Source organism: Endozoicomonas arenosclerae, from assembly GCF_001562015.1.
In the GTDB taxonomy this organism is placed as follows: domain Bacteria; phylum Pseudomonadota; class Gammaproteobacteria; order Pseudomonadales; family Endozoicomonadaceae; genus Endozoicomonas_A; species Endozoicomonas_A arenosclerae.
Genome location: NZ_LASA01000169.1, coordinates 1 through 25621 on the forward strand (window position 1 = coordinate 1; position 25621 = coordinate 25621).

The 25621-nt window shown below is 46.1% G+C and carries 21 protein-coding genes, 1 other RNA gene and 2 pseudogenes; 12 read left to right on the forward strand and 12 right to left on the reverse strand.

The annotated features are described in order from the left end of the window. From WG89_RS32345 to WG89_RS25110, 5 genes and pseudogenes are all read left to right on the forward strand, one after another. Positions 1 to 121: pseudogene (locus WG89_RS32345) on the forward strand (IS5/IS1182 family transposase); the annotation flags it as partial. Positions 122 to 351: 230 nt separating this feature from the next. Then, complete coding sequence (locus tag WG89_RS25095) at positions 352 to 630, forward strand: hypothetical protein (protein WP_062270423.1); 279 nt, start codon at positions 352 to 354, stop codon at positions 628 to 630. A gap of 197 nt (positions 631 to 827) precedes the next feature. Further along, on the forward strand, positions 828 to 2003 hold the full coding sequence (locus tag WG89_RS25100; RefSeq protein ID WP_062270424.1) for a thiolase family protein: 1176 nt from the start codon (positions 828 to 830) through the stop codon (positions 2001 to 2003). A 251-nt stretch (positions 2004 to 2254) separates the two neighbouring features. Further along, positions 2255 to 3412 carry an acyl-CoA dehydrogenase family protein gene (locus WG89_RS25105; protein WP_062270425.1) on the forward strand — a complete coding sequence of 386 codons (1158 nt, stop codon included), beginning with the start codon at positions 2255 to 2257 and terminating at the stop codon, positions 3410 to 3412. 3 nt (positions 3413 to 3415) lie between these two features. Then, the gene (locus WG89_RS25110; RefSeq protein WP_062270426.1) at positions 3416 to 4189 is read left to right on the forward strand and encodes an enoyl-CoA hydratase; all 774 of its coding nucleotides are present in this window, start codon (positions 3416 to 3418) and stop codon (positions 4187 to 4189) included. A gap of 247 nt (positions 4190 to 4436) precedes the next feature. On the opposite strand, the gene WG89_RS25115 is transcribed toward WG89_RS25110, so the two are convergent. The 4 genes from WG89_RS25115 to WG89_RS25130 all read right to left on the reverse strand — a co-directional run bounded on the left by WG89_RS25115 (position 4437) and on the right by WG89_RS25130 (position 6493). After that, positions 4437 to 4718 (reverse strand): peptidylprolyl isomerase, encoded by a 282-nt coding sequence (locus tag WG89_RS25115; RefSeq protein ID WP_062270427.1) that lies wholly within the window; start codon positions 4716 to 4718, stop codon positions 4437 to 4439. Positions 4719 to 4722: 4 nt separating this feature from the next. Further along, the gene (locus tag WG89_RS25120; protein ID WP_062270428.1) at positions 4723 to 5301 is read right to left on the reverse strand and encodes a ProQ/FinO family protein; all 579 of its coding nucleotides are present in this window, start codon (positions 5299 to 5301) and stop codon (positions 4723 to 4725) included. Between the two features lie 405 nt (positions 5302 to 5706). Then, positions 5707 to 6090, reverse strand: coding sequence for a DUF2237 family protein (locus tag WG89_RS25125; RefSeq protein WP_062270429.1), 384 nt, complete (start codon positions 6088 to 6090; stop codon positions 5707 to 5709). Positions 6091 to 6259: 169 nt separating this feature from the next. Further along, positions 6260 to 6493 carry a hypothetical protein gene (locus tag WG89_RS25130; RefSeq protein ID WP_153301817.1) on the reverse strand — a complete coding sequence of 78 codons (234 nt, stop codon included), beginning with the start codon at positions 6491 to 6493 and terminating at the stop codon, positions 6260 to 6262. Between the two features lie 636 nt (positions 6494 to 7129). Between WG89_RS25130 and WG89_RS25135 the strand changes: the two genes are divergently transcribed. After that, positions 7130 to 8488 carry a L,D-transpeptidase family protein gene (locus WG89_RS25135; protein WP_079254035.1) on the forward strand — a complete coding sequence of 453 codons (1359 nt, stop codon included), beginning with the start codon at positions 7130 to 7132 and terminating at the stop codon, positions 8486 to 8488. A 17-nt stretch (positions 8489 to 8505) separates the two neighbouring features. On the opposite strand, the gene WG89_RS25140 is transcribed toward WG89_RS25135, so the two are convergent. Then, positions 8506 to 9234 carry an NUDIX hydrolase gene (locus tag WG89_RS25140; RefSeq protein WP_062270432.1) on the reverse strand — a complete coding sequence of 243 codons (729 nt, stop codon included), beginning with the start codon at positions 9232 to 9234 and terminating at the stop codon, positions 8506 to 8508. Between the two features lie 128 nt (positions 9235 to 9362). On the opposite strand from WG89_RS25140, the gene WG89_RS25145 reads away from it, so the two are divergent. The 6 genes from WG89_RS25145 to recR all read left to right on the forward strand — a co-directional run bounded on the left by WG89_RS25145 (position 9363) and on the right by recR (position 15033). Beyond that, positions 9363 to 10040 carry an isochorismatase family protein gene (locus WG89_RS25145; protein ID WP_062270433.1) on the forward strand — a complete coding sequence of 226 codons (678 nt, stop codon included), beginning with the start codon at positions 9363 to 9365 and terminating at the stop codon, positions 10038 to 10040. Further along, positions 10041 to 11210, forward strand: a complete 1170-nt coding sequence (gene pncB, locus WG89_RS25150; protein ID WP_062270434.1) for a nicotinate phosphoribosyltransferase — start codon at positions 10041 to 10043, stop codon at positions 11208 to 11210. It abuts the gene before it with no gap. Positions 11211 to 11607: 397 nt separating this feature from the next. Then, an RNA gene (ffs, locus tag WG89_RS25155) (signal recognition particle sRNA small type) lies at positions 11608 to 11704 on the forward strand. Between the two features lie 156 nt (positions 11705 to 11860). Then, a complete protein-coding gene (dnaX, locus tag WG89_RS25160) occupies positions 11861 to 13852 on the forward strand; it encodes a DNA polymerase III subunit gamma/tau (RefSeq protein ID WP_062270435.1) in 1992 nt (663 codons plus the stop codon). A 171-nt stretch (positions 13853 to 14023) separates the two neighbouring features. Further along, positions 14024 to 14350 carry a YbaB/EbfC family nucleoid-associated protein gene (locus tag WG89_RS25165; protein ID WP_062270436.1) on the forward strand — a complete coding sequence of 109 codons (327 nt, stop codon included), beginning with the start codon at positions 14024 to 14026 and terminating at the stop codon, positions 14348 to 14350. An 83-nt stretch (positions 14351 to 14433) separates the two neighbouring features. Next, positions 14434 to 15033 carry a recombination mediator RecR gene (recR, locus tag WG89_RS25170; protein ID WP_062270437.1) on the forward strand — a complete coding sequence of 200 codons (600 nt, stop codon included), beginning with the start codon at positions 14434 to 14436 and terminating at the stop codon, positions 15031 to 15033. Positions 15034 to 15185: 152 nt separating this feature from the next. On the opposite strand, the gene WG89_RS25175 is transcribed toward recR, so the two are convergent. From WG89_RS25175 to WG89_RS25205, 7 genes and pseudogenes are all read right to left on the reverse strand, one after another. Then, complete coding sequence (locus tag WG89_RS25175; RefSeq protein WP_062270438.1) at positions 15186 to 16097, reverse strand: hypothetical protein; 912 nt, start codon at positions 16095 to 16097, stop codon at positions 15186 to 15188. Positions 16098 to 16165: 68 nt separating this feature from the next. Beyond that, entirely contained in the window at positions 16166 to 16774 is a 609-nt protein-coding gene (locus tag WG89_RS25180) for an acyloxyacyl hydrolase (RefSeq protein ID WP_062270439.1), read from the reverse strand. 216 nt (positions 16775 to 16990) lie between these two features. Beyond that, complete coding sequence (locus tag WG89_RS25185; RefSeq protein ID WP_062270440.1) at positions 16991 to 18280, reverse strand: capsule biosynthesis protein; 1290 nt, start codon at positions 18278 to 18280, stop codon at positions 16991 to 16993. 162 nt (positions 18281 to 18442) lie between these two features. Then, positions 18443 to 20503, reverse strand: coding sequence for a capsular polysaccharide biosynthesis protein (locus WG89_RS25190; protein ID WP_172806912.1), 2061 nt, complete (start codon positions 20501 to 20503; stop codon positions 18443 to 18445). 85 nt (positions 20504 to 20588) lie between these two features. After that, complete coding sequence (locus tag WG89_RS31370) at positions 20589 to 21170, reverse strand: glycosyltransferase family protein (RefSeq protein WP_172806913.1); 582 nt, start codon at positions 21168 to 21170, stop codon at positions 20589 to 20591. Between the two features lie 491 nt (positions 21171 to 21661). After that, positions 21662 to 24769, reverse strand: a complete 3108-nt coding sequence (locus WG89_RS25200; protein ID WP_172806914.1) for a glycosyltransferase — start codon at positions 24767 to 24769, stop codon at positions 21662 to 21664. Between the two features lie 64 nt (positions 24770 to 24833). Then, a pseudogene (locus WG89_RS25205) lies at positions 24834 to 25367 on the reverse strand (UTP--glucose-1-phosphate uridylyltransferase); the annotation flags it as partial. Positions 25368 to 25621: the final 254 nt, after the last annotated feature.

Consider the following 25621-nt stretch of genomic DNA (forward strand, 5'->3'; position numbering starts at 1 on the left):
TCAATTTGGATTTATAAAAGCCAGGTATCGAGGTTTGAAGAAGAATGACAATAAACTGTCTACTTTATTTGCCCTGGCGAATATTGTTCGACTGGATCAAATGATCCGGGCACAGGGTTAGTCCGCCCTGAAGTCACGAAAGTGGCTAAATATCATACAAATAAGGGGTTGAGACCTCTGATTTCAGTCCTACTTCGAACTCGATTCAAGAAGGGAAGTAAATTAGAGGTTATTCGCAGGTTCCATAGAGCCTTCCTTACTCAAACCATTCATCTAAATTTCACAATGTTTTTCTCCTCCCCGCCGATGCATCAATAGAGATAGCGTCGGTCAGCCAAGAGGAGAAATGCCATGAGCAAGTCTATAGAAAAAGCCGTTCTCACCATGACTGAATCGACTCAGGGGGAGTATGTCATCCGGGTAACCCAGGGTGGCACTATTCTCTTTGGGGACGTCATTCTTCGCCTTCCCGCGGGTCTGGGGGAGTCTCTCAAAAGCGATCTGGCTTCGGTTATGGCTAATGCCGTACTGCGCCATATCAGCAAGGCAGATAAAGAAGCAATCCGTGAGGTAGAAGGACTGTTTGCCCAGTGGGGTTGTCTGGATGTTGCTGATGACAGCTGTATCTGAGCCGATCCAGTCAGTTGATTCTGTTTCTTACCCGTAGTTATGGGTGAGTAGCTCTTGACGCAATGTCCCGGAGTTTGTCTATTCTCGGTCAGCCTCCTGGAATGGTATTTTTTGTCTTTTGTTGCGGTAGAATGTTTGTGAGTCAGCCAAATCTGTCAGATACTGGCTCTGAGCATTAACAAAAACAAGAGATATCCATGTCAGATCAAGTCAGTATTGTCATAGTTTCAGCCACTCGTACCCCTATGGGAGGTTTTCAGGGCAGTCTTTCCGAGATCCCTGCTCCTCAGCTCGGTGCAGTCGCTATTCGGTCTGCTGTTGAGAAGAGTGGCCTTCCTGCTTCTGATATTTCTGAAGTGTTGATGGGGTGTGTTTTGCCTGCAGGCTGTCGACAGTCTCCTGCCCGGCAGGCCGCAAGAGGGGCCGGTCTGAATGATGCAACCTGTACGACTACGGTCAATAAAGTCTGCGGCTCGGGTATGAAAACCGTCATGATGGGAGCCGCTCAACTACAATTGGGCGAAGCTGATGCGGTGGTAGCAGGGGGTATGGAAAGCATGACGAATGCGCCCTACCTTCTGGACAAAGTCAGATCAGGTCTGAGACTTGGGCATGGCCAGGTGAAGGATCATATGTTCACGGATGGTTTGGAAGATGCCTACGATGGACATGCCATGGGTGTGTTTGCAGAGCAAACGGCCAAACGTTTCGACATATCCAGAGAAGCCATGGATGACTACGCTCTGGAATCCCTGAAAAGAGCTCAGACCGCTATAGAAGAAGGTCTATTCAATGATGAAGTTGTTTCTGTAACGGCTCCCCGCAAAGGTGAGGTTACGGTTGATGAGCAGCCAGGCAAAGCCCGCCCTGAAAAGATTCGTCAACTTAAGCCGGCTTTTGCTAAAGATGGCTCGGTCACCGCTGCAAACTCCAGTTCTATTTCTGACGGTGCCGCTGCATTGGTTTTGATGCGTGAAGATGATGCTCTGGCTAAAGGTCTGACTCCCATCGCTCGTATCAAAGGCTATCAGAGTCACGCCCAGTTGCCTGCTGAGTTTACCATTGCTCCTATTGCTGCTATCAGCAAGCTGATGGATAAAGTGAACTGGCAAGTGGACGATGTGGATCTGTTTGAGATCAATGAAGCCTTTGCAGTAGTGACTATGGCATGTATGCAGGAGTTGGGGCTTGACCATAATAAGGTCAATGTATTTGGTGGGGCTTGTGCTCTGGGTCACCCGCTGGGAGCCAGTGGCGCCCGAATTATCGTTACCCTTTTGAACGCCCTGAAGAAAAAAGGCGGTAAAAAAGGTGTTGCGTCACTGTGCATTGGTGGTGGTGAAGCAACGGCCATAGCTTTGGAGTTAATCTGAGAAGTTGGTTTTTGACGACAGATGTAGTTTTGTTGTTCAGTTTGAAAATGGATTGCAGGCTCGTTGTGAAGGTCTTACGACTTTTTCAAAGGACGTTATGCAGTCAGAAGTATCAGGCCCGGGTTATCCCCCGGGCTTTGTCGGTTATCCCGCTATCCGCAGGATGGCCTTTCATTAAAAATTGCCATGAGCAATGGGATTCTGTATGTGCCTTGAGCACTTTGGATCGTTAAAACAATAAGAGGCAGTTAATGAACTTTAACCTGACAGAAGATCAAATCGCCTTTCGAGACCTTGCCGCCCAGTTCTCCCAGCAGGAGCTTTTACCCAATGCTGCAGACTGGGATCGGGACAGTACTTTTCCGGTAGAGACTATTAAAAAAGCAGGCAAGCTGGGCTTTCTCTCCCTGTATGCTCCCGAAAAAATGGGAGGTATGGGGTTATCAAGGCTGGATGCCAGCCTGGTGTTTGAGCAGCTTTCCATGGGGTGTACGTCAACGACCGCCTATATGACCATCCATAATATGGTTACCTGGATGGTGGGGCTGGCTGGAAGTGACGAGGTGCTGGCTCAGTGGAGTGAGCCTCTGGTCACGGGTGAGAAGCTGGCATCCTACTGTTTGACTGAGCCTGGTTCTGGCAGTGACGCGGCATCTTTAAAGACTCGTGCTGTTAGAGAAGGGGATGAGTATGTTCTCTCTGGCTCAAAAATGTTTATCTCTGGGGCGGGCAGTACCGATTTATTGTTGGTGATGGCGAGAACGGGCCAGGATGGTCCTAAAGGTATTTCGGCCTTTGCCGTTCCTGCAAGCTCTGATGGCATAACCTACGGTCGAAACGAAAAGAAAATGGGTTGGAAAAGTCAGCCTACACGCCTGGTCAGTTTCGACAATGTTCGGGTGCCTGCCAGTGCTCTTCTGGGTCAGGAGGGTGAAGGCTTTACTCTGGCCATGAAGGGACTGGACGGAGGGCGGATTAATATTGCTACCTGTTCCATTGGTACTGCTCAGCAGGCGCTGAATACAGCGCGTGACTACATGAAGGATCGAAAGCAGTTCGGTAAAGCGCTCGCGGAGTTTCAGGCGCTGCAATTCCGGCTCGCTGATATGGCCACTGAACTGACTGCGGCCAGACAAATGGTGAGATTGGCAGCGTTTAAACTGGATCAGGTTGACCCGGAGGCGACTGCTTACTGTGCCATGGCTAAACGTTTTGCAACGGACATCGGTTTTAAAGTCTGTAATGAGGCTCTTCAGCTTCACGGTGGGTATGGCTACATTAATGAATACCCTCTTGAAAGACATGTCAGGGATACAAGGGTTCATCAGATCCTTGAAGGTACCAACGAAATTATGCGGCTCATCATTGCCCGCAGAATTCTGGCAGATGAATGCACAGGACTGGAGTGAACAATGTCTGATTCTTTAATACTGTCTCTGGAAGGGAATGTCGCTACCATTCGGTTGAATAACCCACCTGCCAACACATGGACTCTGGAGAGCCTTAATCATCTTGAAGGTCTGGTTCAAGATCTGAATGATAATCCGGCTGTTACGGCCTTGGTGATTTACTCTGAGCAGGAACGTTTTTTCAGTGCGGGTGCTGACCTTAAATTGTTTGCAGACGTTTCTCCTGAAGAAGCAAGGCCGATGGCAGAAGCCTTTGGTAAAGCGTTCGAAGCACTGACTGAATTCAAGGGCATCTCTATTGCAGCCATCAATGGTTTTGCGTTGGGAGGAGGCCTGGAGGTTGCATTGGCTTGCGATTTGCGGGTTGCAGAAAAGCAGGCTCTACTGGGTTTACCCGAGGCTGCTGTTGGTTTGTTGCCTTGTGCGGGTGGCACTCAGAATCTCATGTGGCTGGTGGGTGAAGCCTGGACCAAACGTATGATTCTGCTGGGCGAGAAAGTAGACGCTGAGACGGCTGCTCGTATTGGCTTGGTTGAAGAAGTAGTGGAGCAGGGGCAGTCATTCTCTAAGGCCAGTGAACTGGCACAGAAGGTGACTGGTCAAAGTCCTGACTCAGTAGTGGCGTGTAAAAAACTGATTCAAATGAATCGAGTGGCGGGTCGAGATAAAAACGCGGCGGAAAGAGAGCTGTTTCTTGAGCTGTTTAAGGGTGAGAACCAGAATGAAGGGGTTAAGGCCTTCTTGGAAAAACGTTCACCGGACTGGCATTATGATTAAGTGGTCGTTTATCGCTTGAAAATAAATGCAGTGTAATGAGATTTAAAGAGCCTTCCTGGGAGCCTGACCAAGAATAGCGCCTGAGCATAAAATTCAGTAGATCGAGCCAGGTTTTTCACTTAATTTGTGCGAATAGTTGACCTATTTAAACAAATTAAGTGGAAAATCTGGCCGGTCTTTCTGGATTTTAGTCCGGGCTGTCTATTCTCGGTCAGGCTCCTAGTCTTGAAGGCTCTTTAAAGTCTTGTCAGTCATTTCGATACAGCGTCTGGATCAGGTGGAATCCAAACTGTGTTTTCACCGGTCCATGCACTTTAAGAATCTCTTTTTTGAATACCACCTGATCAAACGGTCTGACCATTTGGCCTTGTCTGAATTCACCCAGGTCGCCACCTTTCTTGCCAGAAGGGCATTCGGAGTGCTTCTTAGCCAACTGGCCAAAATCAGCACCCTTGTCAATTTGCTTCTTGAGCCTTTCTGCTTCTTCCCGGGTTTTTACCAGAATATGTCGAGCACAAGCTGTTGCCATCGTGCTATTCCTGAGTCGTGGTGGTTTCGGTATTGGCAGAATCGCCAGCGGGTTGCGCTTGGGCTGACTGTTCTGTCACAAGCTTGAGTTGCCCTACAAAAACGCGCTCATTTTTTTTCTGGCGGGTCAGCTGTCTCTGGTAAAGTAGAATCTCAGCATTGACGGCTTCTTTTAACTTCACTTTGCCAGAAGACTTGCCGTTCAGGTCAACGCGATTTCTGCCTTCCTTGATGCAAAGAAGGTAGCGATCCTGCTGGGTAAACAGTTTAAGGGCTTTTTTAATAGTGCTAACTGGAAATTCGCCAGTTTGCTTCATTTCGTTGTGGATACCTACCTTCAAAGGTTTTGGTGAGGCCACTCGAAAAGCTTCAGGCCAGCGCTCTCTGATCAGTTTCAGCGCTTCTGAACTGGAAATTTCATCACTGTTAGCAGGGGTTGCATCTGAAGACTGTTCATCAGAAGGTGTGAGAATTTCGCATTGAGTGTCTGAAGAAAGATTGTTCAGATCTTCTCTTTCTGCATTGGGCATATTTTGCTCATGACTGATTGCTTGAGATGTTTGTTCTGTACACTTGTACTGCATTGTCGACTTCTATCCTGACAGGCGCTCATTCTGATCAACAGGCCGAATCTATTGTGCCTGTTTAAAATCAACAGTTGAACCCTGAAACACCGGCCTTGTTAAAACTTTTTACTATGAATATACCGTCATTGTTATCAAATGCTTATCAATTATCATGAAACCACAACGGTGTTTCAGGTCTAGACAGGTAGGCATAATAGTTTGTCTTTGCCGTGAACATTTTTTCAATCAAGAAAAGAGTAAAAGTGACTCTGGCTTAAGGATCTTGACAGTAATGTGAGGTTCATTAGTAAAGCCGAAGAATAAACGCCCTACTGTCTATAACCATTTTTTATCAATGGTGTGAGAGTGTTCTGTTTATCTTACGGCAATAACTGGATTTGATAAAAACTCTAGTGCCATTCTTTAATGAATGTCGATAGCTTTTGATTTCAGGGTGCCAAAGTTGATGACCTCAAGCGCGTCTTCGTGGGTGGATCGAATATAGATTGGCGGGGCTACGCCAGCTTCGAAGGCTTGTTTCCATCTCTCGGCACAAAGGCACCATTGGTCACCTTCTCTCAAACCAGGAAAGTCCATGGCTTGATTGGGCGTGATCAGGTCATTGCCCTGTTCCAATGAGAACTCAAGAAAATCTTTCGTCACTTTTGCGCAAACTACATGGCGCCCATGATCCTGTTTGTCTGTATGGCAGTAGCCATCTCTGTAGATGCCGGTTACAGGATCCAGGCAACAAGGTTGCAGGGGTTCGCCTAAAACATTTTTCTGGACAGAGGCCGGTGTGCTCATGCCGTTTTCCTTACCAGTCTGAAGCTGGGGAGTTAACAGCAGGATGGTTTTTCAGTCAATGGTGAATTTCAATCGCAGCCTGACAGAATGAAGGTCTGTCAGGAAAAAGATAATGTTTTTATTGTTATCGGGCAGGGGTGTGGGTTAGACCTTGAAGGCTTTCGCGATCTCAAGGTCTGATAGATGTCTGTGCTCTAGCTTGTCTGACGGTCATCTGCAGGCCCTGTTCTCTGGGCAGGACTTTATAAATACTTCTCAGGTATTCTGCTTCAACCTGAATGGATCCTTTAGAGTCCAGTCTATCTTTGTCGTTTGTTTCTACGGTCTCATTCTTTTCCAGTTGCACATTGGATCTGAGGTATTTCAGATAAGCTTCCATGTGGCTTCGTGCAGGTATGCTCATTCTTGTTCCAAAGCGCTCTTGGCGCACTTATAACTACGTTTGCTGTTTCCGATCTGATCCGGCCAGGCAAACCGTGGTTGATTGAAAAGTAAAACAATTTTCCTGACCGATATTCCTTTTCCGGACTGGCTAATCGCTACGGGATGCAATTATGCATAATACGTGCCAATTGTAAATTGATACGCATCAATACTTACATTCTTGTGGGTTTTGACTTGATCGAGTGATCGGTGAGAAGGTTTTTTTGAGTTGTTTGCCTTAGTGTTACGTCACGATAGGAATCGCAGGTAACACTTGATCCGGAAAATTCATAAAGCTGCTTAAACTTGGTCGAAGGTCATACAAGCATTGAAAAATTGGTTTTTCCATGTAAACAAAACAACCAACCTTGCTCGTCAGCTTTTTGCTAGCTCTTATTATGGTTGACACATTATGAAATTTCCGGGTTGATGAGCGACAGATTTTTGTCGTGCGGCTCAATGGTGTCGACCATCCATTTTCTGATTCTTCTCTTTATCGGCTAACCCAGTGGCCTCTTTGCCATATCTATCTGTGTTTCCTTTAGTCAGTTGAGAACCACTTGATCTTTTGTCGCTGAGGGCTGAAAGCTCTGGCAAAGTTGTAGACGAGGATGTCATGCGTAGATGGGTTGTAATGCTGATTTGGCTCTCTCTGGCCGCCAAGGCCGATAATTCTGCTTATATCAACTGGATAGCCGGGTTACCCGATCAGGGGATACCGGTTGCTGATCGAGACTGGCAACGATTAGTTGCTAATCCTTCCCCTGAAGTGCTTCAGAAAATGGTTCGTCGATACGCTTTGTATGTCGACCAGGGGCGCCTTGATAAAGGGCTTTATCAACCAGGTTGGCAAATTGAGGATCAACCCGGGGCTAAGCTCGATCATCAGCAAACTTTGTCCATAAAAGATCTCAAACGACTTGAGCCACAACTTCCACAATATCAGGCTTTGATTCAGAGTCACAAAGTACTCCGGGAATGGAGTTTAAATGCTGTTGATGAATTTCCTGACGATCTGATCTTCTTTGAAGATGATCAGCATCCTGGTGTGGCTCGCTTGAATCAGTGGCTGATGGATCTTGACCTGGTGGACAAGATGGAAGGGGATATCTACACACAAGCTCACAAAGATGTACTGACTGAGGTGCAACTCCAGTTTAACTTGAGTCCAGATGGCAGGCTGGGGAGAATGACACGTCAGGCTCTATTAGCCATTAATCATCAAAGAATCAGAACGCTTAAGGCTAATCTTGAAAGGCTGCGCTGGTTGCCGGCTGATTTGCCCTATCCGCACATCAGGGTAGATATAGCCGGGTTCAATGTAGCCTGGGTTAAGGATCGATCAAAGCAAATAGTTCATAAAGCGATTGTTGGTACAAAACATAAACAAACCCCGGTTTTTAGTGACCAGGTTGAAAGCGTTACATTCAATCCAATCTGGAAAGTGCCTCACTCCATAGCTGCAAACTCCATGCTCAGGGCAGAGAAGAAAAAGCCGGGTTACTTACAGCAGGAAGGATTTATTATTTATGAAAGCTGGGATGATAGTGCGCCAGTTGTTGCTGCAGATAAAATAAACTGGAAGTTACAGACACCTAGAACATTCCGTTATCGCCTGGAGCAACAGCCCAGTGAAATCAATCGCCTGGGCCGCTTTAAGCTGGATTTACCTAATCAATACGGTGTCTATTTGCATGATACCGATAAGCCTGAACTGTTCGAAAAAAACAGAAGAAGTTTCAGTTCAGGTTGTACTCGGGTACAGGGGATTTCAGCTCTGGCACAAACTCTCTTTTCTGAACAATCCATGGCCTGGGTTCATACGACACCGGATGTGTTGACTTACAAGAGAATGCTAAACCAGCCTGTACCTATCTATTTCGTTTATTTCACCGCGTGGCCCGATGAGACGGGCAGAGTTCGCTTTCGGGAAGATATTTATAAGCAGGATACTGCCATGACAGGCTGGTTTTAGAGGGGCAGATGGCCTGTTTATTGTGTGCTTAGGTACAGTCTGTCAAATAACCAGGTTTGTGAGTTCTTGTTGACCTTGTATAAGGCGGCCGGGCGGTTACTGCCCCTTCTTTGATGACCGGTATCAATCAATAAATCTTCTTTCAGAAAACGGTTGCGGATAGAGCGCATGGGAGGTGTTTTTTCCAGGACCGCTGCAAAGACCGTTTGAATATCGGAAAGGGTAAACTCTTCCGGAAGCAGGTAAACAGGCAGAGAACTGTATTGAATCTTGTTCTTCAAGCGGTCAAGTGCCTTCCTGACCAGTTTGTTGTGATCATACGCCAGGGGCATATCCGGAGTGCCATCTGTAACCTTAATCCAGCGCGTATTCTGGCAGGTACCCGAAGTTTTGATGCTGGACAGCAGAGCCAGATAAACAACGGTCAATGACCATCCGCGGCTGTCCCGGTCAGGGCTGCCAAGCGTTTCAACCTGTTCAAGATGTGAAATAGTCTGCTGGGAGTACATTCTCAACTGTCGTTCTGCAGCATCATCCAGGGACTGGTCGTGACGGGGTTCTATTCGACCAGCAGGGAGCATATAGAGAGGTTTCCCGTCGGTTCCCTGACTTTCTTTCACCAGCAGCATCAACTGGCCATTGATCACCTGGAAGGTAACCACGTCTACCGATATGAGCGCGGTGCTCAGGCTCATAGGGTTCTCCACTTCCGCTTTGGTCTCTGCATTGGAATGTCTTCCTGTCATAGGCTCGCATCCGATTTTTCTTTCAAAAGTATTGTATCTCGAGCCCGGCTTATCTTACCACGCTTGACAGGTTAGTGAACCTGTTTCACTATGTTAGTGAACCTAATTCATTTTGTCACGGAGGAGATATGATCAATATTGGTCCCAAAAATACTGTGGCGGCCTTTGATGTGGATGCCCAGAACTGCTTTACTCCCTTGTGCCCGGATGAGCTTCCAGTACCTGATGGTCATGAAATTACCGATGCCTTAAACAGTCAGGCCAAACTGGCTCGATTCCGTCTCGGTTCTAAAGACGCACATCCTGAGAATGCCATTTGGGCTGCCAGTGAAGAAAATCCTCAGTTATCTCCTGTCGTTGGCTTTGAAAACTCCGATCTGCACTGGAATATTCATGCCGTGCCGGGCACATATGGTTTTGAATTGCTGGAAGGGCTCCCAGCTGTCACAGAGTATGACTTTTTTGTCTGGAAAGGCATTGAGCCTGATATTCATCCTTACGGTGCCTGCTTCCACGATCATGCTGAAAAACGTTCAACAGGTGTCGTTGAGTTTCTGAAAAGCAGACAAGTGAAAACGGTCGTTGTGGGTGGGCTGGCGCTGGACTATTGTGTCAAAGTTACGGTTCTTCAGCTTCTGCAGTCTGGCTTCAACGTTATTGTTAATCTTGCAGCTACACGAACATTGTCGAGTGATACCGGCCTTGAGGCACAAAAGGTTATGAAAGAGGCGGGTGCTGCTTTTGTGAACAGCTGCAAAGAGATACAGGTCATGGACGAACCATGTCCTTCAAAGTGGAGTCATTGAGTGGAAGTTCAGCAACCTATCATTACCAGCCTGCTGGATACTGATCTTTATAAGTACACCATGCAACAGGCGATGGTTTTAAGGTATCCAGAGGCCGAGGCTAAAATGGCTTTTCGCTGCAGGTCAGGGCAATTGAATGTCTCTCTGGCAGATCTCAGAAGGGAAGTGGATGCTTTGCAACACCTGAGACTTAAAGATGATGAACTCAATTGGCTGGCCAGCCTCCCTTTTATCAAATCTGAGTTTATAGCGTGGTTAAAAGACTTCAGTCTTGATCCTTCTCAGGTGGTGATAGCTCAATCAGGCGAAGAGCTTTCTATTGAGGTAACAGGGAATTGGGCTGAGATTACCCATTTCGAAATCTTTATTCTTGCCATTGTCAGTGAGTTGCACAGCCAGAGCTATCTCTCAAGGTCTTCGGAGCATGAAGGTAAGGAGCGGCTGGAAGCAAAGATTCATTTCCTGAAGCGTGAACTGTTCAATTCTAAAAAAGGCTTTGGACTGGTTGATTTTGGCACGCGTCGTCGTTGTTCCAGATCCTGGCAGACATATGTCGTTCAAAAGTTGATGACTGAGCTTGACTGCTTTGACGGCACCAGTAATTTACACCTTGCCAGAACCCTGGGTCTGAAACCCGTGGGAACAATGGCACATGAATGGCTACAGGCTCACCAATCCCTGAGCAGTATATTGTTGAACAGTCAGAAAGAAGCACTTCAGGTTTGGCTGGATGAATACGGTAATCAGTTGGGTGTAGCTTTAACCGACACGATCAGTATGAATGCTTTTCTGGCAGATTTAGACGAGACCCTGGCCAAAGCATACTCGGGTTTAAGGCATGACTCGGGCGATCCCATAGAGTGGGGTGAGCTGGCACTGGCTCATTATGAAAAGTTGGGCATTGATCCCCGGTCAAAAAAGTTTGTTTTCAGTGATAAATTGGACTTTCAAACCGCCATTGATATCTATCAGCATTTTAAAGGGCGGGTTAATGTCAGCTTTGGCATTGGCACCTATCTGACCAATGACCTTGGATTCCCTGCGCCTAATATTGTGCTCAAGCTGGTGGAGGTTAATGGCCAGCCTGTCGCCAAGCTGTCAGACAATCCGGAAAAAATTATGTGCCAGGATCCGGATTACGTGCGGCAACTTAAGGCTGTATTTTCTTGATTCCTACAAATACGGCTGTCTCGTGAGTTCATAATGCATCTGGTTAGCATCTAAGGACTTATCTCGAAATAACTTTCCGATATACACACGGATGCAGTTCATCCTGAGGTTATCGAAGGTTGGTGGTATTGGGCTTGGACAGGCTCAGGCCAAACGGGTTTTGAGAGACTCTCAATAAGGGAGTTAATTTCAGACAGGTTCCAAATGTTTCTGAGAAGAGATTGCTTTTGGAACACTGGAGTTAGGGTTTAAAGCAGCACTATTGACCCAGATTCGTCCCTGGGTGAATGTTTTTGACCGTGGCTCAGGGGATGTATCCACATAAGTGGTTGACGGGACAGGGTGTTTTATGGAGAATGCGCTGCATCCAGACGAGACGTCTGTTTGTGGTGGACCCTGTCGGTCCCCTCGCAATGATCAACTGTGAATCCCGCCAGGCCCGGAAGGGAGCAACGGTAGCAGTGACATCATGTGCCGGGGTGTGGCTGGCAGGGTTTGCCTCCATCTGTATAAAACTTTTTCGTGTTATAGAAACTGTTTTATCCTGCCTTTGAAATATCTCTTTTCTGAACCTTGTCAACCGTGCATTCTTTCTATTTCTTGGTTAGCATAGAGTCTTCAGTTTCTGTTACCGGTATTCAAGCTTTTCAATGAGCTATCAGGTTCTTGCGCGCAAATGGCGACCCCGTTCTTTCAAGGAATTGGTGGGCCAGACTCACGTATTACAGGCTCTGGTCAACGCGTTAGACCAGGATCGGCTGCACCATGCCTATCTGTTCACCGGAACCCGGGGAGTAGGTAAAACCACCATTGCCAGGATTCTGGCCAAGTGCCTTAACTGTGAGACAGGGGTCAGTTCAACCCCCTGCGGGCAGTGCGCAGCCTGCTGTGAAATTGATGAAGGTCGCTTTGTTGATCTTATAGAAGTGGATGCAGCGTCCAGAACCAAGGTAGAAGATACCCGGGAGCTGCTTGATAATGTTCAGTATGCCCCTACCCGTGGACGCTACAAGGTTTACCTGATTGACGAAGTGCACATGCTTTCGGTGCACAGTTTTAACGCTCTTCTTAAAACACTGGAAGAGCCGCCTCCCCATGTTAAATTTCTGCTCGCTACTACCGATCCTCAGAAGCTGCCGGTAACTATTCTGTCCCGATGTCTGCAGTTTGGTCTGAAGAACATGACTCCTGAAAGGATTGTGGGTCACCTGGAAAATATTCTGGGGCAGGAATCCATTCCTTTTGAAGGTCCGGCACTCTGGCAGTTAGCCAGGGCTGCGGATGGCAGTATGCGTGACTCTTTGAGTCTGACCGATCAGGCTATTGCTTTTGGCAATGGACGTGTATCCGAGCAGGAAGTCAGTGCCATGCTCGGTACCATTGATCAGGGGCAGGTGATGAAAATGGTCAGGGCTCTATCCTCTGGTGGAGCTCCTGAAGTGTTGAGTGCGGTGGCCAGTCTGGCAGAACATGCTCCAGATTATGCCGCGGTGCTAGATGACATGCTCTCAATGCTGCATAGAATTGCTATTGCTCAGGCTGTTCCTGATGCAGTGGACAATAGCCAGGGGGACCGTGAGCAGGTACTTGAGCTGGCAGGCAACATGCTGGCTGAAGATGTTCAGCTGTATTATCAGGTGGGTCTGGTCGGAAAAAGAGATTTGCCGCTGGCACCGGATCCTCGTGGTGGGTTCGAAATGTCTTTGCTGAGGATGCTGGCATTCAGGCCTGAGCCCGTAGCTATTCAGGTGCCCCAGAGCTCTAATCGTGAAAGTGTTATTCAGTCAGAAGCCTCTCAGCCGGTTTTACCTCCGGTTGATCCAGAGCCTGAGCCCGCATCAGTAGAACCTGTCACTCAATATGTAGAGCCAGAGGTATCGATAACTACTCCACCTGCTATTGATGTTGCAGCTACTGAAGTTCAGCCTGCCCCAGTGTTTGAGGAGCAACAGGTTACTCAAGCTGTTGTGGACCAACCGGTTATAGAGTCGGTAGAGAATCCTCTGCCAGAAGACTTTGCACCGGAGCCTTCTCAGCCGATGGAGGTAGAAGTGCCTCCATTACCCGTTGAGGCCTATCAGGAAGCTGAAGAGGAAGATGATGTTCCTCCTCCTGTATCAACTTATGAGGCTTATGCCTCTGAGCTGGCGTCACAGGTAGCCGTTGAGCCTGAGCCCGTCCCGGCATTGATTGAAGATGAGCCTCCCCAGACGGTAAAACCTGAAGAGCGTGTATCTCTGGCTGATCTGGATGTTCAGTCCTGGGTGCCAGTGTTCAGAAGCCTACCGTTGGGAGGAGTCACAAGAACCATTGCTTCTCATTGTGAATACGTGAGTCATTCAGCAGGCAGAATAGATCTTCGACTGGATAGTGGCAGGAGCACTCTGTACAACGACACTCATCGCCAAAGAGTTGAAAAGGCGTTGAGTGATTATTTTGATCAGCCGCTCAGGGTGCAGGTTGAAATTGGGCAGGTGCAAGCGGAGACTCCGGCTGCCTGGAGAGAGCGAAAGATTGCCGAAAGAATGGCTGAAGCCCGATCCAGTATTTTCAATGATCAGCATGTGCAGAGTCTGATTAATCAGTTTTCAGCGGTCGTGATTGAAGACAGTATTCAGCCCATTGGTAATGTTATTAAGTGAAGAGCGTGTGGGTTATACGGCTGACTCGATCATGCTTAAGTATTTTTGATTTGTCGTTTTTATCAGTCCTTGGCTTTTTTTTAGTTCAAGGCAGCTTAATCCGCTCAAGGCCATTTTTAGTTCAAGGTTATCTTGGGTCGAAGAGTGAAATGTTAACGTAAAGGAGTTCTTATGTTTAAGGGCGGTATGGGTAACCTGATGAAACAGGCCCAGCAAATGCAGGAAGACATGCAGCGTATCCAGGAAGAACTGGCCAATGCTGAAGTCACTGGCGAATCTGGTGCAGGCCTGGTGAAAGTGGTTATGACCGGTCGTCATGATGTCAAGCGTGTGGACATTGATCCCAGCTTGATGGAAGAAGACAAGGAAATGCTGGAAGATCTGCTGGCGGCGGCTGTCAACGATGCAGTGCGCAAAGTAGAAGAGAACAGCAAGGATAAAATGAGTGGGCTGACTTCCGGTATGGGTCTGCCACCCGGCTTTAAAATGCCTTTCTAACGGCATTGCCGGAAGATAAAAAAGTCGATCAATTCAGGGCTTGTCCAACTTTGGATAAGCTCTGTCGGGAGTAAAATGCGTCTATGTTCAGTCCTTTGATCAAGGAATTGATGGAATCCCTTCGTTGTTTGCCAGGGGTAGGGCCCCGATCCTCCCAGAGAATGGCTTTGCACCTGCTCGAAAAAGACAGGGAAGGGGCGTTACGACTGGCAAAGGCATTGATTGAAGCCTCTGAAGGTGTTGGACGCTGTAAATCTTGCAGAACCTTATGTGAGAGCGAATTGTGTGACATATGCAGTCATCCAGGTCGCGAAAAGTCAACGTTATGTGTCGTGGAAAATCCTTCCGATGTCATGGCGTTTGAACAGGCAGGAGGTTTTGCTGGTCGTTATTTCGTTCTGATGGGCCACCTCTCGCCCATTGATGGTATTGGACCAGATGACATTGGCATCACTGATTTGCTGCAAAGAGTGGGTGAATACCAGGTTAAAGAGGTTATTCTGGCAACCAACCCTACCGTAGAAGGTGAGGCTACTGCACACTTTATTGCAGAAGAGCTGAAGAGTATGGGTGTGGAAGCCAGCCGTATTGCCCATGGTGTTCCCCTGGGGGGGGAGCTGGAATATGTAGATGGCGGCACGCTTGCTCACGCACTGGCAGGTCGTCGGAAACTGGAGCTTTAAGGCTCCAGCCAGTCTCAGATTTTCTAGTGCAGCCAAGCGTTAATGCTGATACAGACTCCGTTCATCCTGAGCTTGTCGAAGGATGCTGGTAATGCACTTCGACAGGCTCAGTGCGAACGGTATGGGGTTTTGCGCATAGCGGCACTAGTCCTTTACTTTGGGCAGAAATATTGAATACGTTTGACGCTGCCAGTGGTTTTCTCTTCCCCTTTTCTTGTTCGGGTATATTGATCTGTAGTCATCCAGTCAATGGTTTTTTGTGTGCCCGTCACGGAGTCAGGGAAGTAGGTGTTGATATAAAGGGTGAAGCCACCATTGTCTGTGCCAAAAGCCGATTGCCAGCTTGGGTCTTCATCCAGTTGTACCCGATAAAAGCAATCCCGACTAAAGCTGCTGGCCTGAAGCTTTCCGTCTTTGGCTTCCTCAATCACTTTTTTAGTGGAATCCTGATCAGGAAACTCCTTCCATTCAACGTTCTGACACTGGCTTAGTATTGTATTGGTTCGTACTTTACGGGGTTGTCCATCTGCTTTCTGAACAACGGTAGTATTTTTTCTGTCTGACTGAATATTGGCCTTCAAAACAGTTTTAAGACTGTCGAAGTCTTTGGGTATGAGTTCAAGCTGGGTTTTGTCGTAGCTGGTGGGCAGGTAATTGTAAAAAGCCTGTTCCTCGTTGATCCAGTGGAAACAATCAAGATTAAAGCTGCTGTTGTTGTTAAGGTCTACTTTAACGGGAGTGGAAGGACACCATCTGCGAATAGTTTCAAAGCCAAGGGGTTGTTCACTTGTACTTCCGCTACTTTCTATTATTAACGTATTTTTCTGCGCAGCAGAAATTTTGAGTACATAGGCCTCAGCATTTTCCAGGCTGCCATAAGGAGTAAGCAAAAGAGCATCTTTATTGACGGCGGCTGCGAAGAACCAGGCTTGATCGAGCTCCACCTGGTAGCGGCACTGAGGGTTGAAAGCTTCAGGAGTGTCTGTAGGTATTTCGACCCAAGGCGAGTCATGGGGCATAAAAGCAGCAAAAAAACCAAATATCGTCGAGAAGTCAACAGCCATAGGAATACACCAGAACTCCGTGATGTATCCATTCTAGCTACTGATTCAAGATCCTGCAGACCGGTTTGCTACCAGTTGTAGCCCAGTGTTACAGCATGAAAGTCAATGGACTCATTCAGGCTTTGCGTACCGGCATTGGAGTAATGATACCAGCCATAACGCAATTCGAATTGTTGTTCAGAGCCAAATTCAACACCCATCATGGCCCTGATTTCAAACTGCCAGTGTCCGCCCATGTTGATTGGCGACTTTTTCTTTTTTTCCAGATCTTTTTCAGACAGGTAGGCGGCACCCACACCTAAATCAATAAAGGGATGAAAGCTGGCGTTGGGCATGAAAGCCATGCGTAACACAGGGGAGAAACTGATGGCAGTAGCTTTATCCTTACCGTCGGGGCTGGGGTTATCATCGGCAGTCAGGTTACTTTTCCAGGAGCTGGCAGCCAATTCAAAATAACTGCTGAGTACCATGCTTTCTGACTGATAAAAGTGCTTTTTCCAGTCCCAGGTAATACCCAGTCGTAAGTTGGTGTAATCAGCTGAACGGCCTGTTACAACGGCCAGGTATTTGCCATAGGTAAGGTTGATGCCGTCGGGGACCAGATCCCCGGCCTGAGCGTTTTGAACCTGAGCAAGAAGCAAAGGTGACAGGCACAGGCTGGCAATAGCTCTCTTCATACACTTCCCCCTGATATTATTATCGTGGTGGCGTCCATGCATTGGGTATCGCTCGATAAAGCCGGAACTTTAAACGAGGCCTACAGATAGCCTATTGCCAGATGGGGAAGCTTGGTAGAGGAGTGAAATCGGTTACATGGAAATTACGACAGCTGATTCACAGAGATATGGATGGTAATGATTTTGGTGTGATTGAGTTATCAGATTACAGCGCTGTCATGCAGCGCTGCTATAGGGAGATGGTACGGAAGGTCTTTCAGAACTGGGGCGTTCGGAATCTCTTTCAGAGGGTTGAGTTATTGAAATCGGTTTCAGAAAATCTTCGTAAAACTTAAGGCTGTTATTACAGGTTAAACCGTAGTGTTTGAAGAAGCTGCCATTGATCTGGGTTTTCTGAAACAGGAAAGAGTGCAGCTGCTTAAAGAGAGTGCGATCAACAGGTTGAGGTTCTTTCCAAAAAGATTCCAGTGAGCCTTGATGGGTTATACCTTCAATATCGTAAAAAGCTCTTCCCATCAACTTGGTTGGGAGATGGTGCAATAAAGCTGAAATACCCACAGTACTGTTTACTGTAACCACGCCACAGGTATGGTGGTACAGGTCGGGCAGGGGAATATCGTGGCAATAAAGAACCCGGTCCTGAATACCCAGATTGATAGCCAGCTCTTCAATGAACTTGCCGTATTCGGTGTAGCCTCTGTCCATTGGGTGGTGCTTCAGGCAGAGAACCTTATCGGAATCTGCATGCTTCCAGAATGAAACCATGACTTCCTGAATAAAGGCTTTTACCGACTCATAGGGTGAGTGGAAGATCATTTGCGAGTCATCGTGTACTTGCAGGGGAACGAGGTAAAAGCGCTGATCAAACTCATTATCCAGGCGAAACTGAGCTTGCTTATCGTAGCTTTTAAAGAGCCATTTTCTGGCAAATCCTCTCAACCAGTAAAAGCCTTCTTTAACCGGGTGGGTGGCTCTATGGTGACGGTATTCTGAAAACTCATCCCTAGAAAAAAAGCTGGCCCAGTAATAGAGAGCGGCATAAAGCGTTCTTCTTTTCATGGTGCCACCAATCGTATGATCGGACTTAGCTAAACAAGGGGTGATTTTTTCGAGATTTTCCTGACTCAGATCCATCTGACTTAGTGAGTTCACACCATGAGGTTCAAGAGTAATGGTGTCAGGTCTCAGATAGCCTTCTTCAAATACACAGAATCGCACGTCTAATGAGTTACAAACTGGCTTTGCAGTTCTATGATAATAGCGACAGTCGCCCATCAGAAAGACGGCTTCAATACGGTGTTCAACAAGGTATTGTTTGAGAAAAGCAGCCCAGTCGGCAGGTTTGCCAGTGTAGTGAGTTTGAACATTAGCCCAGGAAAATAGACGATCCCCACCATTGAAATTAATCTTGTGGGTAACATAACCTGCTTTGGAAAAGGTCCGTGCCAGCTTTTTGAAAAATGGCCCCAGCGGTCCTTGCAGAAAAAGTACAGCAGATTGAGTCATAGCCTAAGCTCGGTCCCTGTGCATGACCTGAGTCGTTCATCTATAGTCGTGTAGTGATCGGATGTTAGCATAATGGATTATAAATTTATAATCGAGTGTGTGGATTTGTGATTTACAGGGAGTTGGTTGTCAGTGAAGTCATTAGCAGAAATGGCCGTTGATTTAATCTCTTAATGCTTCCATCACATATCGAGCTTTGCGAAGGTTTCTATCCAGCCAGTTGCTGGATGTTGCGACTGCATTCGTCCGAGTTGACTGGATTGAGCGGACTACACGTTCAGGTGTTGTAAATCTTTTGGTTGTCCAGTTGATATAAGCTGGATAATGGCAATGAGCGAAATAAATCAGCTCATCCAATGTTCTCGTTCGGTGGCGTCTTGAGCAGGATAAATGATCCCTGGTCAAACTCCAGCCAGCATAAAATGGCAGGCCCCAACAGTGGACCAGTTTTCCTAGAGTTAGAGCTTCAAAGCCAGCAAGTGATGTCATTACGTGTAATTCATCACATTGTTCAATGCAGTCAAAAATATCGCCATCTGTCACGACATGATCAACCCATTCCAGTGCAATACTCTCAGGAATGTGACCCTCTCGACCAGCAAACAGTACGTCAGGGTGTGGTTTGTAGACAATGTAAGCATCGGGCTCGTATTGTCTGACAGCTTTAATCAACCCAAGGTTTGAACTGATTTCAGGGCTGCCCCATTTTATTGAGGCGTCGCTGTCTACCTGGCCTGTGATCAACACTTTCTTCTGGTCAGGCTTTGCTGCTTTGAAAATGCTTTGTTCTGCGCCAGTCAGGTTGTACTTACTGATACGCTGCTTTGCCAGTGTTTTTCTGAGTGCTTTAGCTCTATGTATTTGGCCTTCGCTCAACTCCAGGCTGTTAATGGCATTCTCAAGATCAGAAGGCCGTGTAGCATCGAAGTAAATACCGCTTTGATCCATAATTAAAGAGCTGGGACGGCGCAGTTCAGCCCCTAAGCCTACTGATCGTATAAATGCATCTTCAGCTCTGAAGAGTTTGATTCCAGAGGCCGTTCTTAAACTATGATGTTTAGCTCCCCAAACCAGAATGCCGTCACCTTGTTTGGCTTTCGCTTCAGCTTGATCAAGAGATTTAACAAATCGGATGTTATCAGTAATGGATCTTGTGAAGGTTTTTAGAAAAGCTCGCTTCCAAAGACTAAAACCAACTGCGTATAAAGTATTAACCTGAGAGTCTGGTTGGTGAGACTGGAGAGAAATCAGTTCAAGAATGTCTTCAAGCTCACATCGCTCATATGTTTCAGGGTCAATATAGCGAGTGTATTTTAGACAGGCAGCAGCAAAAAGGCTCTCAATAGTATGGGTTTGCATTCTACGAGGGCAGGGCTCTCTGTCGTCAGTCAGTCCCCAACCACTATAGAAAGGAACACCAAAGCATATGACCGGTTTCTTATGCCAAAGAGCTTCAAAACCCAGCTGTGAGGTGACAACGTACACCTTCTCAAAATAAGGGAAAATAGACTGAGCATTAACCTTATCTGAAAGGATATTAAGTCTCGGATTATCCGGAAGATGGCTCCCCAAATAACCTTTTTTAGTGCCTAGAATCACGTCAGGGTGAACTTTAACCCAGACTTCAGAGTCAGGATTTTCTGAAAGAGCAGCATTCAGCATGTTCTCAAAGCTGGAAGCATCAGCCATGCCCAGTTTAACGGAACAGTCTCCATAAGTCTGATCAACCACCAGAACTCGCTTACAGTCTTCGTTGACAGGTTTCCAGCTGCCAACAGGTTCATGATTGTACTTACTGATTTTGGCTTGAGTGATCTTGCACAGAAGTTCTTTAGATCGTATTTCCAGTGATGGTGAGAACCACTCAGGAGTATTTAAGAGTTGTTCGATATCAGAAGGTTGGGTTGCATCGTAATAGATGCCGGTCTTGTCGACGATCAGAGAGAATCGTCTGTCCCCCAAGGCTGGGTGACCTAGATAGCTAATGAAGCCGTCTTCCAAGTGCCAGTATGGGATTTGATGCTTTTTAGCAAGTGCAACAGCTTTGATTGTGTTTTCTTTTTTTCCCCAACCAATAACAACATTTGCATGTTTGAATTTTTTATATGGTTTGAAGAGGTTAATTTTCTCGCAGTTTAAGAGAGCAGTTAACTCGGTAGCATTACTGATACCCCGAGACAGGGTCAGGAAAGCAGGGCTGGAAACGGGTTGAGTAAATGGCAAGGAATTCACAGAGGGTTAATGGCAATTTAACTGGAAAGTGACTGGCTGATTTTAGCCAAACAGATTAGGAATAGAGCACGAAACGTTATACTGCTTCATGAAGCGTCTGACTCGATGATTCAATACTCATAATCAATCTGTTTGCAGAGGACAACATATCTTGCTTCTCCATGCCGATCAGTTGTTCAATGGCAATGACCCATGAATCTACTGTGTTTTCAGCAATGAGTCCGGCATTATTTTCTTGAATCAGTTCAGCAAAAGAGAACCGGGGTGAGTAAATACCCACGGCATTCTGGCGACAAATATCCAGTAACTTGGTATGAGATCTTGACTGATTAAAGCGGGTATCCATCAAAGGCGCCAGGCCGATATCCATGGTTCTGGATGAGGTCATTGCCAGATAGTCTGGCCATGGCATGGGATGCAGTACTTGCACTCTTGGAATCCCTCTGGCAGCTTTGTAAAGTGAGTGGTCGCCAATCAATTCAAACCAGGTGTTACTGTTTCTATTTTGCACCTGTCGTATGACTTTTAAAACAAAGTTCCAGTCTTCTTTATGGGAGCTGCTGCCATGATAAAAGCAGCGAACCAGTGGTTTTTTTTCAGGTTCTATTTGTGTGGGCGAGAGAACAGCTTCTTGAGGTAAATGATATTTCTCAGCCAAGTGAGTTGTAGAAACCCAGATTTTATCGCAGATTTGGCTGAGCAGGGGACCGGCTTTTCGATACCAGGAAGATAGCCGCTTTCGATAAGCTCTTGGCAGGGTTTTATCCAGATGAGCCCCAGGAATATCATCATCTGTAAACCAAACTACGCTTGAGCATACAGTCGATGAATTAAGAAGGTGTTTTAGAATGTTATGTGGAACATCTCTAACCAGAACAATTAAACTACCCCTTGAAATAGCGTTAGATAGCTCGTGAATACAGTCACTTCGACTAACATCAATTTCAATATATCGTTTAACCTGTTGACTTCTGTTTCTGAAATAAAAGTCAACAGTAGGAGAAATTGATCTGCCAATGATAATCACCTCACCATTCCATTGGTTTGAGTACTGAATAGTAGGTGAAAACAGGGTTGGGCTTTTTAAAAGAGCTTTGAACATAGAGTCAGAGGAGTAAGTTATTCGCTTAGTCTTTAAGAATTTTCGAATTAAACTCTATAAGAAAAATTCTCATGCTCGAGGGTTAAGTTCGGGCTGTAGTAAGGATCAGTTACAAGTTTTTCTGCCCACTTGCTCTTCATAAACTGAATTTCCCTACCAAAACGTTCCTGTTTCTCAGGGGTATCTTCAGCCCCTCGGCTGATTGACTCGTGATGGTAAAGTTCAGCAAATGGGCTCCATAGATTTCGATAACCAGCTTCACGGACTTTCAGGCAAAAGTCTATGTCGTTGAACGCCACCTGAAGCTGCTCATCCATTCCACCTACTTCAAGATAGATTTCTTTTCTGACCAGCAAGGCAGCAGCTGTCACTGCGGAATAATTCTGGGTAAGTTTTAGCCTGGATACATAACCGAGAGCATTCTTCTGAAAATATTTATGAGCATGCCCAGCAACACCTCCAATCCCTAGTATGACTCCTGCATGCTGTATTCTGTTGTCGGGATAATAGAGTTTTGCCCCTACACAGCCAATATCTGAACGACAGGAATGGCTGACCATTTCCGTTAGCCAGTTACTTGAAATAACTTCTATATCATTGTTAATCAGACCAATAATGTCCCCGTTAGCCTGCTCCATCCCAAAATTATTGATGGCAGAGAAATTAAAGGGGCGGTCATAACTAACAATTTTAACTTTAGAGTGTCCGGAAATTTCATTGAAGTACTGAAGCGTTTTTTTGCAGGTACTTTGGTTGTTCAGTATCAGAACTTCGTAGTTGTTGTAATCTGTTTTCGCAAGAATACTATCCACGCATTGCTTGAGAACATCATAGCCGTCTCTGGTCGGGATCATAAGGCTGACTAAGGGCTGTTCTTCTGGTAAAGACCACTGTACACGATAACTGTTAGAGTATGAGCCATGCTCAACCGTATTGTCAGGGTACTTTCGAGACATAAATGCCCGAAGAGCTTCCAACCCAGCTTCAGAGGTATAGTTCTTTTCTCCAGAAGATAATGCTGTTGACCCCTGTATGGCACGCCAGTGATAAAGGATATAGGGAATATGGTTTATTTCTGATGTTTTGAGGTTTTCTGTACAGCGCAACAGCAGATCGTAGTCCTGACTACCTTCCACTCCTAAACGAAATCCACCTTTTTCTCTAACAAGGGCCGTATCAATGACTAACAAATGAGTCACATAATTATGTGAGTAAAGAAGATCGGGGTTCCAATCTGTTTTAAAGTGAGGGTTAAATCGAATCCCTACTTCATCAATCTTATCTTCATCGCTGTAGAGTACCTTTGCTTCCCTGTTTTCGTTCAGGGCCTGTACTACATGGAACAGGGCGTGTTCTGCCAGAAGGTCATCATGATCCAGTAACGCAATATAATCGCCTGTGGCCTGCTCCAGTGCACTGTTGCTTGCCTGTGAAATATGACCGTTCTCGGGCCTGTAGACTACTTTTATCCGCGAATCCCTGGCGGAATATTCTTCCAGTAAAGGTTTGATATAGCTCTGGGTTGAACAGTCATCAGCGATACAAAGTTCCCAGTTCTGATACGATTGGGCGAGTACCGAATTCAGACACTCTCTGAGAAACCGCTCATCAGTGTTATAAACAGCAACGAGAACAGAAACTAAAGGCTTGAATGACAAGGCTTCCATCTGCTTCTGTATCAGAGCAGTATTAAAAATCAGCGGTTCATTGACCTCTCTCCAGGTCAGGTAAGAGACAACAGACATATCTGACCTGAAGCATGAGTCATATATATCGAGTAGTTCATTGACTGGGATTTCATTGAGTTCTGCAATACTTCGTTTAGAGGCAATTTTTTTTACGATCAATTTTTTTGCATAACTCGGGGTAAGCTTGCTGAAAGTAAATTGATCAATGGAGAACTGGCAAGGTTGATCTGCAGGGTCAAAGCGTATGTTTACCGGGTCATCATGAAAGAAAAATACCCGTTTCAGGGCTTTTCCAGCTCTAAGCGGTAGATCAATGGCATCTTCTTCTGAAAAGCCCTTGCCATAATCAATATAAATTTTCCCATTCATCCGTGTTGAGGTACTTGCCAGCTTGATGGTCAGCATTTGCCAACCACTTACATTCAGCCCTTTTTTCCTTAACCTGAAATAAGGGTCATTTCCCACAGCTTTCCAGTCAAGACTTCCTTCTGATTGAACAAGGTCTGATTTAGGTATGAACCGATAGGTGGATTTAGGGGTCAGCCAGTTTGCATAGTCCAGAACTTTTTTCTTTGTTCGCCCTTGCAGCTTTTGAAACTGACTTTTTTTCTCAAGGTCATTATGGTTCGCACTGGTATCATTTAACCTGCGTTTGATATAGGCAATCTCTTCAACCAGCTCTGGCAGAAATCTTTCTATCTGATGACAGTATTCATCATTAATGTCATGATTTTTGAAAAATTTCTCATCACGCATTTTGCTGGTTGTTGCACGACCTCTGGGTTGTTTCTTCTTCTTGAACTCTTCATAGGACTTAATGACATAGTGATTGACTACTAACTTTTCCCAGTCTGTGTCCTTGCTCAGTCCGTCCTGTTTTTTCTCATCAAACTCAAGCCCTTTACCTGCTGCTGAGAAATATGCCCCCTTACTTAGAATAGCTTTATGGGGGTTCAGCATCTGTTTGCAGCTGCTGGTTTTCACTATGCTCTTTATATGTTTATTGACGTGTCTGGACTGTTTGGCTTTATTCCTGAAACGTTTCAGTACCAGTTCATCACTGCTTTCCTGCAAACCGGATGACCCAAATACAGCCCAGTTTATCCCTACAGCGCCCACTTCATGTGCTTTTAAAAGGGGTTTAAGAACATCCTTGAGGCTAACATCCGAGGTTGGAACCAGAAACTCGTCGGCATCTATAAAAGCCAGCCAGTCGGTCTGGCTGCCATAATCTTTCAAAATCTGGTTATAGGCCGGAATTTGGGGCCTCTTCCCATTTTCGGTGGGAAATGCTATTCGCTTTATTAGCCCCAATGCATCAAGCCGCTGTAAAAGCTCTGTTGAACCATCATCACTGATATTATCAGCAATAAAAAAGTAATCGACTCCCACTATTCTGTGGAACGCCAGCCATTCAATAATATACGGCTTTTCATTTTTAAAGATGGCTGCAACAGCTAATTTCATTTTTAAAATCTTGGTTGTTCATGCAAAAGGCTGCTAACACAGGCTGCCTGAAGGAGTTGGGTTATTAGGTTACAATGCTTAGCAGGTATTCCCGAAATTGCCCGTTCAGCTCGGGGTGACGAAGCGCATATTCAACATTGGCTTTCATATGCCCCAGTTTGCTGCCACAGTCATAGCGGATACCGTCAAACTCATAAGCAAAAGTGTCTTGCTCTTTCAGCAGCTCAGCAATGGCATCGGTTAACTGAATTTCACCACCGGCACCACGTTGTGTCTTTTCAAGCAGTTTGAAGATACGAGGTTGTAGCACATAACGTCCCACAATCGAGAGATTAGAGGGAGCTTCTTCGACTGGAGGTTTTTCAACGACACCTTGAAGTTTATGAAGCCGGTCACTCACTTTAATCGGGTCAATAACACCGTATCTGTTAACCCGTTCCATGGGGACTTGCTCTACAGCCACTACTGAACTCTGGCTGTCCTGTGCCAGATTAATCATGGTGTCGAGACAAGGTGTTTTATCGCAGTAAATCATATCGTCAGCCAGAAGAACCGTAAAAGGCTCGTCTCCAACAATGTCTTTGGCACACAGTACTGCATGGCCAAGCCCAAGGGCAGGGCAATTGCATCAATCTGAACACTCGAAGATAAATTTCTTGTAAACTCTCTATCCAGTTTATTCGAGTCTCCTAGCAGCCTGTCGGACTTGAACCCATAAACGCAGTTCAAGTAATTTCAGACTCTGACTATTCCGGAGAGAACTTATAAAACCCTCTCCGGCGCATTACATTTTCAACTTGTCCTTATGATTTTTCTCACTCTTGGCCTCAGATCAGCCCAATAGTGCCACAG